We start from the raw sequence: 14,410 nt of genomic DNA on the forward strand, positions 1-14,410 counted from the left end.
CTCCTTTCTCTTTCCCCACCATAAAGAGACGGCGCGCGCGAAGAAACGCAAGACGCGCCGTTTTTTTTAAATCAATCCGAAAGCCCGCCGTAGGACGAAATCATCGCGTCAACGTCGGATTTCGTCGCAAGCCATTCCTTAGACGCGCTCGCGCTTCCGGTGCACAGACCGGTGACGAGGGCATCCCTGTACGAAGACGATTTCGCGTAGCCGGCAATGAATCCCGCGACCATCGAATCGCCCGCGCCCACAGAATTGACGAGGCGGCACGCAGGCGCATCGCCCTGATAGACGTTTCCGTCCGCCGCAGCAAGAACGGCACCCTTCCCCGCCATCGACACGAGGACGTTCTGCGCGCCCATCTCGCGGAATTTCAGCGCGTAGGGAACGACATCGTCGCGCGACGAAAGCTCCACGCCGAAAATCTCCCCGAGCTCGTGGTTGTTCGGCTTGACGAGGAACGGCTTGTACTCGAGCGATTTCTTGAGGAGGTCGCCCGTCGCGTCAACGACGAACCGCACCCCGCGCCCCGAAAGGCGCGCCATCACGTCGCTGTAGAAGCTTTTCGGGAGCGACGCGGGAATGCTTCCCGCAAGGACGAGCGTGTCACCGTCGGAAAGCGCGCCGAGCCTGTCAAAAAGAGAGCCGACATCGGCCTCGGACAGCGCAGGCCCCTGCCCGTTTATCTCCGACTCCTCGTCAGAGCGGAGCTTCACGTTTATGCGGGAAAGCCCCGAGCCGACGCGGATGAAATCGCTGTCGACGCCCATGCGCGAAAGCATCGCCTCAATCTCCGAGCCGGTGAACCCCGCGACGAACCCGAGCGCGCGGTTCTCCACCCCGAGGTTTCTCAGGACGATAGAGACGTTGATTCCTTTTCCGCCGGGGTAGACGGTCTCATTCTTCGTCCTGTTGACGGTTCCCGTGCGGAACCCGTCCACATCGACAACATAATCCAACGACGGGTTTACCGTCACCGTGTAAATCATTCCGTTTCCTCCTTCCTTCTATTCTTTGACAACGTGAACGCCGTCAGAACCGACCTCGACGACATTTCCGCACGCGCGGTACGACGACATCTCCCCGGGGAGAGCGGACGTTATGACGGTGGCATCCGAAAAATCCGCGAACGTCACGCATGAAATGTTCGAGAATTTGCTCGCGTCCCCGAGAACGTACTTTTCCTGCGTCCTGTTCATCGACATCTGCTTGACGAGCGCCTCCCGCAAATCGGGCGTGCTGAACCCGCTCGTGCGGCTGATTCCGTTCGTCCCCCAAAAACCTTTCGTGAAGTGGTATCGGAACAGCGAAATCACCGCGTCCTCCCCCACAATCGCGTCGGTCGATGCCTTCATCTCACCACCGAGGACATACGTGAGGAACCCGCACTCGGAAAGCCTGCGCGCATGGGTGCATCCGTTCGTCACGAAAACGGCGCCTTTCGCCGTTATGAACGGAATCATCGCCTCCGTCGTCGTCCCCGCATCGAGATACACGAAATCGTCATCGCCGATGAGCGACGCGGCATACCGGGCAATTGCGGTCTTCTCCACGGAATTCAAGGCCTTGCGCTCGTTCACGAGGACATCGCGTCCGGAGAACACGACGTTCTTCGCCATCGCGCCGCCGTAAACCTTCTCCAGCCGCCCCTGCGACGAAAGCTCGCCGAGGTCGCGCCGTATGGTCGATTCCGAAGCGTCGAGAGCCTTCATGAGCATCTGCACCGTCATGCTCTTGTTCTCGTTCACGAGGCTTACAATCATGTTCTGACGTTCTTCCGATAACATAAAAGCAGTTTACGCTCACATTCTTTCAAAGTCAATCAAAAACTTTCATTTTTTTTAAAAAAACAGTCAAAGTCAGTTAAAAAAGTTTGACAACGTGTGTTTCGGAAGGCTAATATGGAAGGCATGAAAAGATACAACGGCAAAGCAATTTACAAAGGCATAGCGATAGGAACGATAAAGCTCATGGAGAAATCCAAGAACGACACGTCCCTACGGAAAATCGAGGACGCCGAGGCGGAAATCGCGCGGTACAACGAGGCGCGCGACGAGGCGGTAAGGCAGCTCCAGGACATCTACAAGAAGGCGGTCGAGGAAGTCGGCGCGGAGGCGGCGGCGATTTTCGACATGCAGTCGATGCTCATCGGGGACGACGATTTCACCGACAGCGTGTACTCGACGATTCGCGACAACATGGCGAACGCGGAGTACGCCGTCCACGAAAGCGGCGAGACGATAAGCAAGATTTTCTCTCAGATGGAAGACGAGTACATGAGGGCGCGCTCCGCCGACATCAAGGACATCGCAGACCGGATTGTCACCATACTCTGCTCGAACGGCTCCGGCAAGGAAAGCGCAGGCGCGGGCGGGAAAAGCATCCTCTGCGCCGACGACCTCACGCCGGCGGAGACGGTCGCGCTAGACAAATCGGCAGTCCTCGCGTTCGTCACGAAATACGGCTCGTCGCAGTCGCACACGGCGATTCTCGCGCGCACGATGAACATTCCCGCGCTCGCCGGAATCGCTGTCGACGCAGAATGGAACGGAAAGCTCGCGGTCGTCGACGGGTTCGCCGGGGAGCTTATTATCGAGCCTGACGCGGAGACGCTCGCGGAGAAGGAGAAGCTCATGAAGGCAAGCCTCGAAAAGCTCGCCATCCTCCAGCAGCTCAAGGGAAAGGAATCCGTGACGAGGGACGGAAGAAAAATCAACGTCTACGCGAACATCGGCTCCGTGGCAGACGCGGACGCGGCAATCGACAACGACGCGGAGGGAATCGGGCTTTTCAGGAGCGAATTCCTCTACCTCGGGCGCCACACCTATCCCACCGAGGAGGAGCAGTTCGTCGCCTACAAGAACGTCGCGCGGAAAATGAAGGGAAAGAAAGTCATCATCCGCACGCTCGACATCGGCGCGGACAAGCAGGCTGACTACTTCAACCTAGAGAAGGAGGACAACCCCGCGATGGGATTCCGCGCGATACGCATCTGCCTCGACCGCCCGGATTTGTTCCGCACGCAGCTCCGCGCAATCTACCGAGCCTCGGCGTTCGGCACAATCGCGATAATGTACCCGATGATAATCTCCGTTGACGAGGTGAGGAGAATCAAGAAGATTTCCGCCGACGTCTGCTACTCGCTCAACAAGGAGAACATCCCCTACGGCAACGTCGAGCAGGGAATCATGATAGAGACGCCGGCAGCCGTCATGATGAGCGAGGAGCTCGCGCAGGAAGTCGATTTCTTCTCAATCGGGACGAACGACCTCACGCAGTACACGCTCGCAATCGACAGGCAGAACGCGAAGCTCGAGCCGTTCTACGACGCGCACCATCCGGCAGTCCTCCGCGAGATAGAGATGACCGTGAAAAACGGGCACAAGCACGGATGCTGGGTCGGAATCTGCGGCGAGCTGGGCGGCGACATCGAGCTGACGGAGAAATTCGTCGAGATGGGCGTCGACGAGCTTTCCGTCTCCCCGTCGAGAATCCTCGCCATCCGCGACAAAATCCGCTCAATCTAAAATCGACCTGTCCGATAACTTTGTCGCTCAGGTCGACGAGCTCAAAAGCGCGCAAACAGCACGTTTTGAACATCGCATTTTAAGGCAACCTGCTCTGAAACTGAGGTTTCCGAACAGGTTCAATATAAACGGGACGGGGCGAATCCGAGTCCGGCTTCGCCCCGTCTTTCATCCACCGCCGTTCCCGCAGGGCGCCCCGAAAAATTATTATGGAAAGAACTCCGCCGTTTCATGTATAATCTATAATCTCAGAGGATTGTAAGAGGATATCAAAGGAGATACCGGACGAATGACGCAAAACGAGAACAAAGACGTGAACGGGAAGAAAGTTTTCTTCGTGACGCAGAACCAGCCCCTTATAAAAGCCATAAAAAGCCGCCTCCTTACGATGGAGTACGAGATGTACTTCATAAACGACTACAAGGTTCTCAAGAACCTTCTTTCCGAATTCCCCGACTCGATATGCTTCATAACGCCGGACTACCAGCTCTCGCACACAGGATGGAAAAACCTCATAAGGACGCTGAACGAGTCGCCTGAATTCAAGGGCGTGAAAGTCGGAATCGTCCACGCGACGCTCAAGCAGAACGAGATTGACCAGTTCAAGGGCGGGCTTGTCCTTGAGGCGGGGTTCGAAAGCATCGACGAGGAAAAGGAGGACGTACTCAAGCACATCGTCAGGACGCTCGACAAGCTCGACGCGAAGGGCATGAGGCAATACGTCCGCGCGAACTGCGAGGAGGACGACTCGAGCGAAATCTACTGGCTTGAGGGCGACAAGATGCACAAGCTCCGCATACTCGACATAAGCTCCGTCGGAATCGCGATAGAGCTTCCCGCACGAAATGTCGCCGCGCTCAGGGACAAGAACGAAATCAGGAACGCAAAAATCATACTGAACAGCAGGCAGATTCCCATCTCGCTCGACATAAAGATGATAAAGCCGATGAAGAACAGCTTCATCGCAATCGCCATGTTCAAGATGGACACAGGAAAAGCGGCGCTCGACTTAATCAGGACATACGTTTCCGACAGCCTTTTCCGCGACATATTCAACACGATACTGAACCGCCCCATCGACAGGACGGACTACGACTCGATGGTCTTCCAGGCCCCGCCGCCGCCCGAACCGGAAGCGAAGGCGCCCCCCGCCGCGGAGGACGCGTAGGAATAGAATAGATAAAGAAGGAAAGATGCTGAAAGCCGCGCGTATTTCACGGATGAAGGAAACACGCGCGGCTTTCTTTTTCGCGCGGGAGCATCACAGCTCGAATTTCTCCGCGGAACCGGCGCCGGAGACGACAACCCAGCGGATTTCGGCATCCTCGCGGGAAAGCGGCTCGATGTACTTCCTGTAGGCGGCCATGACGTCGGAAGGGGAAACCGCGCGCACCTGCGACGGGCGAAGGAGATACTCGGACGGGGACGAGCGGTACATCATGCTCGAAATTATGTTCGACGCAATCCCGCCCGCGCTCCTCGAATTCTCGAATATCGAGGTTATGTACTTGTTCTTGTACATGTCGAGCCGCGCCTTTATCTCCTTCTCGCTTTTCGGGAAAGCGGAAATTGCCTCGCGCACCATCCCGCCGAGCCCCTCCGCCTTCGTCGCCTTGTAGAGCGAAACCGCGCCCAAAAGGCGGCGCGCGCCGACGACGCCGCTCCCGACGGAATACACCGCGCCGTTCCTCTCGCGAACGACATCGAAAAGGCTGTCATCGAGGAACATGGTCGCGAGGACGTACGGAATGTAGTCGGGAGAATCGCGCTCCGGGCAGCGGAACATCCCCTCGATGTATCCCACCTCGCCGGCAGCCGCGCACGGAACGATTATGTTCCCGCCCTGAATTCCGACCTGCGGGATTTCGGGACGGACGTAGCCGCCGTTTTCTATAGAGCCGAAATATCCCTCGAGTTTTCCGGCAAGGTCATCAATCTCCCCGTCGGAAAGGTTCCCGACGACGACGATGCTCATCCTCGACGAGTCGAGAAGCTTCCTGTGATGGCTCTTCACGTCGTCGAGCTTGAGCCGGGAGACGGACTCGTCGTTGACGGAAACGGTGGACGAATACGGATGCCCGGCAAAGATTCCCTCAGAAACCGCGATTCCGAGCGCACCCTCGGGGCTTGCCTTCCTCGACTGGAGGGAATCCGCCGCGAGGGTCAGCGCCTGCGCGAAATCCTTCCCGGAAAAAAGCGGGTTCAGAATTCCGTCGGCGAGTATGTCGAGCGCGTCGGAGAGGTCGCGGTGGATGCATGTGAGCGAGACCGACGAGAAATCCTTCCCGCTCGACGACGTGACCGCGAAGCTCCTGTCGTAGCACATTTTCTGAATCTGCTGGTACGGGTATTTCGAGCTTCCGTGGACCATGAGGTCAACGGTAAGCTCCTCGACGCCCGACAGCGAGCGGGGAACGAGCGGGACGCCGCCCTCAAAGACGACGCGGACGACATCAATCCGGCTCCCGGCGTTCTTCTTCACGACGACGGGAATGCCGTTGCCCAAGACGCGCTCGGAAAAATCACCAACATTCCGCTCATAGAACGAATTCCCCAGCGGCTTCGTCGTGCCGCACGAAACGAACGCGAGGCACGAAAGAGCCGCCGCGACAAAAAACAACCTGCATCTCATATTCATTTCCCCTCGGAATTCCACCAGAACGCATTTTCTGCCGTCACGACCTCGAAGCCGCCGTCACGGAAGTCCTTCTCGTACCGCGCAAAGACGGAGGGGCTTACGGAGACGAACAGCACGCCGTTCTTTCCCGCGATGTACGAGGAGACGAACGAGCGTATATCGTCCTCCGTGACGCTCCTCATGCAGCTGTCGTAGCCGAAGAAATAATCGGCGCCGCAGCTCGCGAAACTGCCCGAAATACCCGAAAGCACGCCCTCCGCGCTCTCGAATTCGTAGACACGCGAGTCGGAAAGGCGCCTCTCAACGACATCAATTCCCGAAGTGAACCCTGACGACGGCTCCTGCATCGCGCCGACGGCATCGACGGTCACAGCGCGAAGGAATTCATCAGCCTTCTCAGCCGGATTCCCCTCGTTCTTCATGTATGCCGAAAACGAAATTCTCCCGCTCGCACGCGCCGTAAGATAGCCCGCACCGACGTAATCGGAATCGGCAATCGAAAGCTTCTCGTTCGACACCATCATGCGCTTGAAAAGTCCGTCCGGGCTTCTGGCAATCTCCGACCAGACGTCAGCGGCGTATGTATCCCCGGCATCGCACTGGCCGTCGGGACCGCGGAGCATGTACTGTGCAAGAACGAAAGAATCCGACGTAGTCTCGTTCGGGTAGACAAGCTTGACGACGGAATCCGACACGTTTTTCGGCGGGACGACGACGCCGGCCTGCGCGCGCGGCGAGCGTTTCCAGCTGCCGAAAATTTCTTCCGCGAAACGGAAAATCTCCTCGTGGGAGACATCCCCGCCGACAAAAACAGCCGAATTCTCCGGGACGTAGAATTCCTCCTGGATTTCCCTCATCTGCGCGACGGTCGCGTTCTCGACTGCATGCGGATTCCCGCCCGAATCGACCCGCCACGGGCACGACGGGAAAAGTTTGCTGCTCACGGCGGCATACGCTATTTCCGCGGGCGAAGTGTAATCCCCCCTTATCTCCGAAAGGACGACGCCTTTCTCCCGCTCAAGCTCGCCCTCGTCCATGTTCGGGCTGCGCACGGCAAGCGACCAGAATTCCATGCCGTCGCGCACCTTGTCGGACGGAACGGTGAAATAGTAGTTCACGCGGTCCACGCCGGTGGAGCCGTTCCATTCCCCGACCCCGAGCGAATTCATCGCCGCCATGAACGACTTCTGGTCCTTGTAGCGAGAATTTCCCTTGAACATCATGTGCTCGTAAAGATGGAACAACCCCGCGTTCTCCGGCACCTGCGAGACGCCGCCTGCCCTGACGGCAATCTCGACGTATGCGAGCGGGGCGGAATCGTTCTCCATGACGAAGACCTCAAGCCCGTTCGGCAGGGTCTTCCTGAACAGCCCGTCGATGCCCGTGCCCGATGAGGCGGCAGCCCCCGCGAGCGACAGCGCAAAAACGGCCGCGACTGCGAAAAAACCTTTTTTTGTCATGACGTCGATTCTAGAGGATTGCGGATTTTTTTCAAGGCTGAATGCGGGGGAAGCCCGCACGGCGGCGCCGTCACACGGTGAATTCGTTTATCTGGGATTCGATCGCGCCGATAGCGTTTTTCATCTGCTCGGCAATCGACTTCAACGATTTTCCGGTCTCGCTGATTTTGACGGCGCTCGCGCCCATCTCGCCCATGCAAACGTTCACCGAATCGGAAGAATCCTTGAGCTTGCGCACCTCGTCGAGAATCACCTTGTTGCCGTCGCCCATCTCTATCGAAGAATTTTTCACGTTCCGCGTGATGTCGTTCATTTTGTGGAGGGCCTCGATAATCATCTGCGAGCCTTCGTGCTGCTCCTCCATTGCGGATTTTATCTGGCGGACGAATCCGTCGGTGTCTCGGATTTTTGAGGAAACAGCGTTGAACGAGTCGCTAGACTCGACGGAGACGGAGACGACCTGCTCGATTGCGGTCCGGATACCCATAAGCTGCTCCCCGATTGTCCGCGACTGCTCGCTCGACGTCTCGGAAAGCTTCCTGATTTCGTCCGCGACGACGCTGAACCCCTTTCCCGCCTCGCCCGCATGTGCCGCCTCTATCGCGGCGTTCATCGCAAGGAGGTTCGTCTGCTCGGCAATCGCCGATATCGCCGCGTTCGCCTCCTGCAAAAGCTTCGACTGCGCCTCAATCTGCGTTATCCGCTCGTTGACGGTCTGCTGCTTCATCGTTCCCGCCTGCGCGTCGCCCTGCAGGACGTCGAACGAATCCGCCATTTTCTCGACGGTCGCGTTGACGGCAGAGATGCTGCCAATCATCTCCTCGACGGCGCTGCTCGCCTGCGTCACGCTTCCTGACTGCCCGATTATCATCGTCTCAAGCGCCTGAATGCTGTCCGCAATCCTGCTGACGGCTTCGGAAGTCTCGTTCACTCCGTCCGCCTGGTTCCCAATCTGAGCGTTCACGCTCTGTATGTTGCCGAGAATCTGCCCGATTGCGTCCGACGTCTCCGCAGTCCCGCCCTGGAGGCGCTCGCCCGCATCGGAAAGCAGCTCCTTAGACTTCTTCAGTTCGATGACAATCTGCTGCATTTTTTCGGCGAACGAATTGAAGCCACGCGCGATTTCGCCGATTTCGTTCTTGAAGTTGAATTCCAGCCGCTTCGTCAAATCCGCGTGCCCGCCGGAAATCTGCGTAAGCGCCTTCGCGACGCGCTTGAGCTGGGCGGTGATTCCGAACGAGACGACGAGCGACAGCACAATCGACACCACAAGCGCAAGCACGGAATCGGTGAGGATGATGCCGACGCTGCGGCTGATTTCCGCGTAGATTTCCGAGCGGGAGCCGAACGTGACGATTTTCCAGCCGCAGAGATTCGACATCTTCCGCGCGGCGAAATACCTTTTCCCATCCGAGAGGTTTATATACGGCTCGTCCGCCGGTATTTTCGAATCCAGCTCGGAAAACCCGTGCTCGGAATAGAAATTTTCCGACGCGACTTTCTTCACGTCGTCGTTCGTGACGTAAACGCCTTTCGAGTCAATCATGTACGACCGGGCGTTTTCCGTAAGGCGGACGTTCCCGACCATCGCGACGACTTTGTCGAGCTTCAGGTCGATTCCGACGACGCCGGCGAATTCCCCGTACCTGTTCCTGAACGACTTGGAAAGCGTGACGACGATTCCCTTCGACTGCTCGTCGACATAGGGATCGGAAAACACGATTGTCCCGAGGGAATTCTTCGCGTTCTTAAACCACGAGCGCGAGCTCTCGTCGAAATCGGACGGCGGAATCCAATGGTTGTCCGTGAAGGTGAACCCGCCCCGGCATGTCGGGACGGAGCTTGAGACATAGAGCATGGAGCAGTCGGAATTTCCGGCGACCTGCGCGGCAAGGAAATTCTCGACCGTATTCCTGTCGTACTCGTCGAGGCTCTGCATGTACGAGGCGACGACCTCAATCGTTTTCTGCGCCGTCAAAAGGAAGTTGTCGATATGGCCGTTCACATTCTCGACCTGAAGCTTTGAGATTTCCTCGATTTTGTCCTGAATCGTCTTCCGGTGCGAAATGATTGTGGAAAAAGCAAGGACCAAGACTACGCCGAACGTCAACGCCGTGTGACTTACAATAAGCTGGTGCCGAATTCTCATGTTTTCTCCGAAACTTTTTTTATGCAAAGAAACCATTATGGATGGCAGCGCAGGAAGCATGCCAGTACCAACCAAAAAAATATGCCGTTCCGGACGCATTCCGAAAAACCGGCAAAAACCGCGGTTCAGGACGCATCAGTCCCCGTTTCCGAACAAGTCTATTATAAGCCCTAATCAGCATATTTTCGGGCACCGCCGCATTTTTTCGAGGAAATTCATAAAAAAATGCGGAAAAACATGAAATTTCTTGTAACGGGCACTATATATATGTGTTTAGGTTTTTGATTGCAAGAGTTTTTCTTATCAATCACTGCAGTTTTTCACAGATGACCGACTCTTTTACAGGAGCATCTGTTTTCTGCATCCTCCTCTCCTTTGGGGCGGCGGCGTTCGTCGAATGCCGCCGCCTTTTTTTGTGCGGGCATAAAAAATGCGGCGGAAAGACCGCCGCACCATGATTCTGCCCGACGAGGGAAGATGTCAGCCGAGCTGGTTCATCGCCGAGACGACAGCCTCGATTCCGGCGCGACCGACGTTCGATGATTTCCCGACGCCCCAGAATTTCTCCCCGCTGCCCGTCTCAATCTGCACGTACGCAACCGCGCCCGCGCCGCTTCCCTGCCCCACCGAATGCTCGTGGAACGCCGTGATGTTGAACACGGGAAACACGACGCCGGAAACCGCCGACACGAACGAGTCGAGGGGGCCGTTTCCCCTGCCGCCGAACGCGACGTTCTCGCCGTCGACGCGTATGACGCCGCGGCACGAGACATGCTCCGCCGAGCCGCTCTCGCTGTTCGCGTCGAGCTGCGTCGAGGCGATGTCGACAATCTCGAAACGCGCCCGATTCCGAATCCATTTCTCCTCGAAGAACGAGAGAATCTCCTCGCCCTTGAGCTCGCGCTGCGCCTTGTCGGACTCCGCCTTGATGAGGTTCCCCACCGCCGGCTGCATCGCCTTGGGAATGCTGTACCCGTAATTGTGCTCGAGGATGAACGACGCGCCGCCCTTCCCGCTCTGGCTGTTTATCCTGATTATGCCCTCGTACTGCCTGCCGATGTCGTGCGGGTCGATGAGGATGTACGGGACATCCCAGACCGCGTCCGCCGGCATCGACGCGCGCGCCGCAAGCCCCTTCGCGATGGCGTCTTGATGCCCGCCGGAAAGCGCCGTGTACGCAAGCCCGCCGGCATACGGCGTCCGCGGGGGAATGTCCATCTTCGTGTATTCCTGGTACGCGTCGGCGACGGAGGGAAGGTCGGAGAAGTCGAGCTCGGGGTCGACGCCCTCGCTGAACATGTTGAGCGCGACGGTCACGATGTCGAGGTTCCCCGTCCGCTCGCCGTTGCCGAAAAGGCAGCCCTCGACCCGGTCCGCGCCCGCGAGAAGCCCGAGCTCGCACGAGGCGACGCCCGTCCCGCGGTCGTTGTGGCAGTGCGTCGAGATGATGACGCTCTCGCGGTTCGCAACCTTGGACGCGAAATACTCGATTCTGTCCGCGTAGACGTTCGGCGTGTAGCATTCGACGGTGGAAGGAAGGTTGTAGATAATCTTCCGCTCGGGCGAGATTCCCCACTCGCGCCCGACGGCGTCGCAAATCTCAATCGCGTAGTCAATCTCCGTCATGGAGAACGACTCCGGCGAATATTCGAGGCGGATTCGTTTTCTCTCGTCCTCGCTCAAGGACTTCATGCACTCCTTGATGCACCTCACGCCCTCGACGGCAATCTGCACAATCTCATCCTTCGTCTTCCCGAACGTGTACTTGCGCTGCGCCGGGGAGGTCGAGTTGTAGATGTGGAAGATGACGCTCGGCGCGCCCTTTATCGCCTCCATCGTGCGCCGGATGAGATGCTCGCGCGCCTGGCAGAGAACCTGAATCGTGACATCGGAGGGAATGTGGTTCTCCTCGATAAGCCTCCGGCAGAAATCGAATTCCGTGTCGGATGCGGAGGGAAAGCAGATTTCGATTTCCTTGAACCCGATTTTCACCAGAAGGTCGAAGAACTTGAGCTTCGTCTCGATTCCCATCGGGTCGATAAGCGCCTGGTTCCCGTCCCTCAAATCGACGGAACACCATATCGGCGCCTTCGTAATCCGCTTTGACGGCCACTGACGCCCCACAATCGGCGCCCCCTCGAACGGCTTGTATTTCGATGCGTTCATACAGATTCTCCTTTTTTGAATGCGAAAATAAAAAAGACCCGCCGCCGGAGGCAACAGGTCTTAATTTCTCAACGATTATGAATTGGAAAGCAGTGCCCGAGCCTTTCAGCCGATTTTGAGGAATTCGAGCTCTGATAGTAGCAATGCAAAACGATTCATGCGCAGCATGATAGACCATAAGGGCATTTTGTTCAATTGTCGGAGGCGGGGCTTTTTCCAGACGAAGAAGCCGCGGGCATCGTCACAGTCAGGACATGACGCCCCGGAGAATCATCACCGGAGCCCGCCGAATATCACCGTGAGCCGCGCGTCGAATTCGGCGGTGCGCCTCTTCATGTCGGCGAGGAATTCGTTGTCCTCGAGCGTGCCGAGGACGGCGCGCATCTCCTCGTCGTTCCTGAACGTGATTTTCCGGAAGAAGCACTCGTAGTCCTTCCGGCGCGACGCGTACGCGGAAGAGCACATCTCGTCGCTCACTGCGGTCACGTCGGCGGCTATGTCGTCGAAGACGGACGCGTCGAATTCGAGGAACGGGCGCGAGTAGAGGAATTCGAGGAGGTAAATCGCGTAGGCGACCTTGTACGTCAGGTATTTCGCCTCGCACTTGTCGTAGAACGCGTGGACAGCCTCCCACGAGTCGATTTCGCGCGACTTGACAAGGGAGAACAGCTCGCCGAGCTTCTCGCGCGGAACCACCTGCCCGCCGACGTTCACCCATTCAGTGTAGAGCGGGAATTCGGCGATGCGCTCAATCTCGCGCCAGTTCAAGGACGGGATGCGGCGGGCGGCGCAGTAGTCAATGAGCACGGAGACGGCGAAATACTTGACGATTTTGCGGTATTCCTTGTACGCCTTCACCGGCTTGAGTATGTTCGCCCCGAATTTTCTCTGGCAGTCCATATCCTGCAGGACGAACGACGCGGACGGGTTCTTGTGGAGGAAGTCCTTCGCGACCTGGAGCCGCCCGTCCTCGGTAATCGCGCCCGACGCCGCCCCGTCCCCGCGCGAGACGAGGTAGCGGGACGTCAGCTCTATTATGCGGCTTATCGACGAGACGACCTCCTGAATCGTGTCGGGAGCGAGCGGGTTCGTCTCGATGTGCTGCACCTTCACGAGCCGTCCATCGCGCTTCAGGAATTTCTGCCCGTTGCGCGCAATCGCGTACATGTTGTAGAGGAACCAGTACGCGGGGATTACCGAAACGGGCTTGTTCGAGCCGTTCGACGCGACGAGGGAGAACGGGTACGGTATGTTCAGCTCGTTCTGGTAGCTTCCCTTCGACACGAGGACGAACGAGGCGAAGCGCGAGTTGTGCTTGAAGTCGGAGCAGAGCCCCGGCCAGAAGCCGCGCCCGGCAAAAAGCTCCCCGTCAGGCGAGCGCGAGTTGTGGTTCGAGCCGACCGTCGCCCCGGAGGCGATGTTCGACTGCCCGCAGACCGTGGAGGCGATGAGGAACGACGAGTTGTGGTGCTGCTCGTGGAACGGGAAAATCAGGTTGTTCAGAATCTCGCAGCACGAGACCGTGGAATTGTCTCCGAGGACGGAATTCAGGAGGCGCGCGCCGTACTTGAGCTGGCAGTTCCGCCCGATGACGAAGCGCACCGCGACCGCCTGGTAGAAAATACGGGCGCGGTAGCCGACGATGCCGTTCACCAGCTCGACGCCCTCGCCCACCTGGCTCGGCTCGTCCTCGCTCGACAGTATCGTTATGTTCTTCAGCTTGAACGCGCCCTTTATGTACGCGTTCTCCCCGACCTTGACGTCCTTGAGGAGCGTGGTGTTCTTTATGACGGTGTTCGATCCGACGAAGCCCTTCGTGTCGGCGGTGCGCAGGAACATGTCCTCCGTCATCTCCTTGAAGCGCGCCATCAGCGCGGAATCCTCCCGGTAGCGCGACCAGATGAACGCGTCGGCGGGAATCATCGACTCGAAGGGAAGGACGGCGCGCGCGTCGTTCTCGTTGCCGACGCCTATCCAGATTCTGTTCGACTCCGGCTCGCCCTCCTTGAGGATTCCGTTGCCGAATTTGGAGTGGTTCGTGCAGCTCATCTCCTGTATGTTGAAGAGGATTACCTTGTCGTCGATTATGTAGTTCGAGAAGTAGGCGACGTTCCGCACGCACACGTCCGAGCCGAGCACGACGTTCTCCACGTTCGAGCCGTAGAGCCCCGCGCAGAGGCACAGGTCGTGGTAGCGGAGGTTCACGCGCCGGAGCACGCCGAGCACGAGATACCCGCGTATCTCGTTGTTCCGCACGAGCGAGCAGTCGAAGCCGCGCTCGTCGACCCATACGTTCATCCATGTATCGTCGGAATTGGTGTTCGTCGCGCTCAGTATATCTATCTCATCGGGAGTCAGGTGCCTTTTTCCGGAAAGGAGCCTCGCGTCGAGCGGCGGAAGCTGGCCTGACTGCAAATCAGTCGAAATCGTTATCATACTGTTCTAGTTTCGGAACATTGCGCGCGTTTGT

General features: G+C 57.8%; 9 protein-coding genes. 2 read left to right on the forward strand and 7 right to left on the reverse strand.

All coding sequences use genetic code 11. From position 1 onward, the window contains the following. Positions 1-71: 71 nt before the first annotated feature. Together pfkB and TRESADRAFT_RS01995 are read right to left on the reverse strand one after the other, a co-directional pair. Positions 72-989: a 1-phosphofructokinase gene (gene pfkB / locus TRESADRAFT_RS01990; RefSeq protein WP_002702370.1), complete on the reverse strand. Its 918-nt coding sequence runs from the start codon at positions 987-989 to the stop codon at positions 72-74. Positions 990-1,007: 18 nt separating this feature from the next. Next, positions 1,008-1,787: a DeoR/GlpR family DNA-binding transcription regulator gene (locus TRESADRAFT_RS01995; protein ID WP_040842141.1), complete on the reverse strand. Its 780-nt coding sequence runs from the start codon at positions 1,785-1,787 to the stop codon at positions 1,008-1,010. Between the two features lie 123 nt (positions 1,788-1,910). Between TRESADRAFT_RS01995 and ptsP the strand changes: the two genes are divergently transcribed. After that, positions 1,911-3,527: a phosphoenolpyruvate--protein phosphotransferase gene (gene ptsP / locus TRESADRAFT_RS02000; protein WP_040842146.1), complete on the forward strand. Its 1,617-nt coding sequence runs from the start codon at positions 1,911-1,913 to the stop codon at positions 3,525-3,527. Positions 3,528-3,816: 289 nt separating this feature from the next. After that, the gene (locus tag TRESADRAFT_RS02005; RefSeq protein WP_002702376.1) at positions 3,817-4,695 is read left to right on the forward strand and encodes a hypothetical protein; all 879 of its coding nucleotides are present in this window, start codon (positions 3,817-3,819) and stop codon (positions 4,693-4,695) included. 93 nt (positions 4,696-4,788) lie between these two features. Here TRESADRAFT_RS02005 and TRESADRAFT_RS02010 read toward each other — a convergent pair whose 3' ends face one another. The 5 genes from TRESADRAFT_RS02010 to TRESADRAFT_RS02030 form a co-directional block, all read right to left on the reverse strand. Next, a complete protein-coding gene (locus TRESADRAFT_RS02010; protein WP_002702378.1) occupies positions 4,789-6,159 on the reverse strand; it encodes a M16 family metallopeptidase in 1,371 nt (456 codons plus the stop codon). 2 nt (positions 6,160-6,161) lie between these two features. Further along, positions 6,162-7,625, reverse strand: coding sequence for a M16 family metallopeptidase (locus TRESADRAFT_RS02015; protein WP_002702380.1), 1,464 nt, complete (start codon positions 7,623-7,625; stop codon positions 6,162-6,164). Positions 7,626-7,695: 70 nt separating this feature from the next. Then, a complete protein-coding gene (locus TRESADRAFT_RS14830) occupies positions 7,696-9,774 on the reverse strand; it encodes a methyl-accepting chemotaxis protein (protein WP_002702382.1) in 2,079 nt (692 codons plus the stop codon). Positions 9,775-10,254: 480 nt separating this feature from the next. Further along, positions 10,255-11,940 carry a 2-isopropylmalate synthase gene (gene leuA, locus TRESADRAFT_RS02025; RefSeq protein WP_002702384.1) on the reverse strand — a complete coding sequence of 562 codons (1,686 nt, stop codon included), beginning with the start codon at positions 11,938-11,940 and terminating at the stop codon, positions 10,255-10,257. Between the two features lie 273 nt (positions 11,941-12,213). Further along, the gene (locus TRESADRAFT_RS02030; protein WP_002702386.1) at positions 12,214-14,376 is read right to left on the reverse strand and encodes a DUF4954 family protein; all 2,163 of its coding nucleotides are present in this window, start codon (positions 14,374-14,376) and stop codon (positions 12,214-12,216) included. Positions 14,377-14,410 lie beyond the last annotated feature (34 nt).

It is taken from the genome of Treponema saccharophilum DSM 2985 (assembly GCF_000255555.1).
In the GTDB taxonomy this organism is placed as follows: Bacteria; Spirochaetota; Spirochaetia; order Treponematales; family Treponemataceae; genus Treponema_D; species Treponema_D saccharophilum.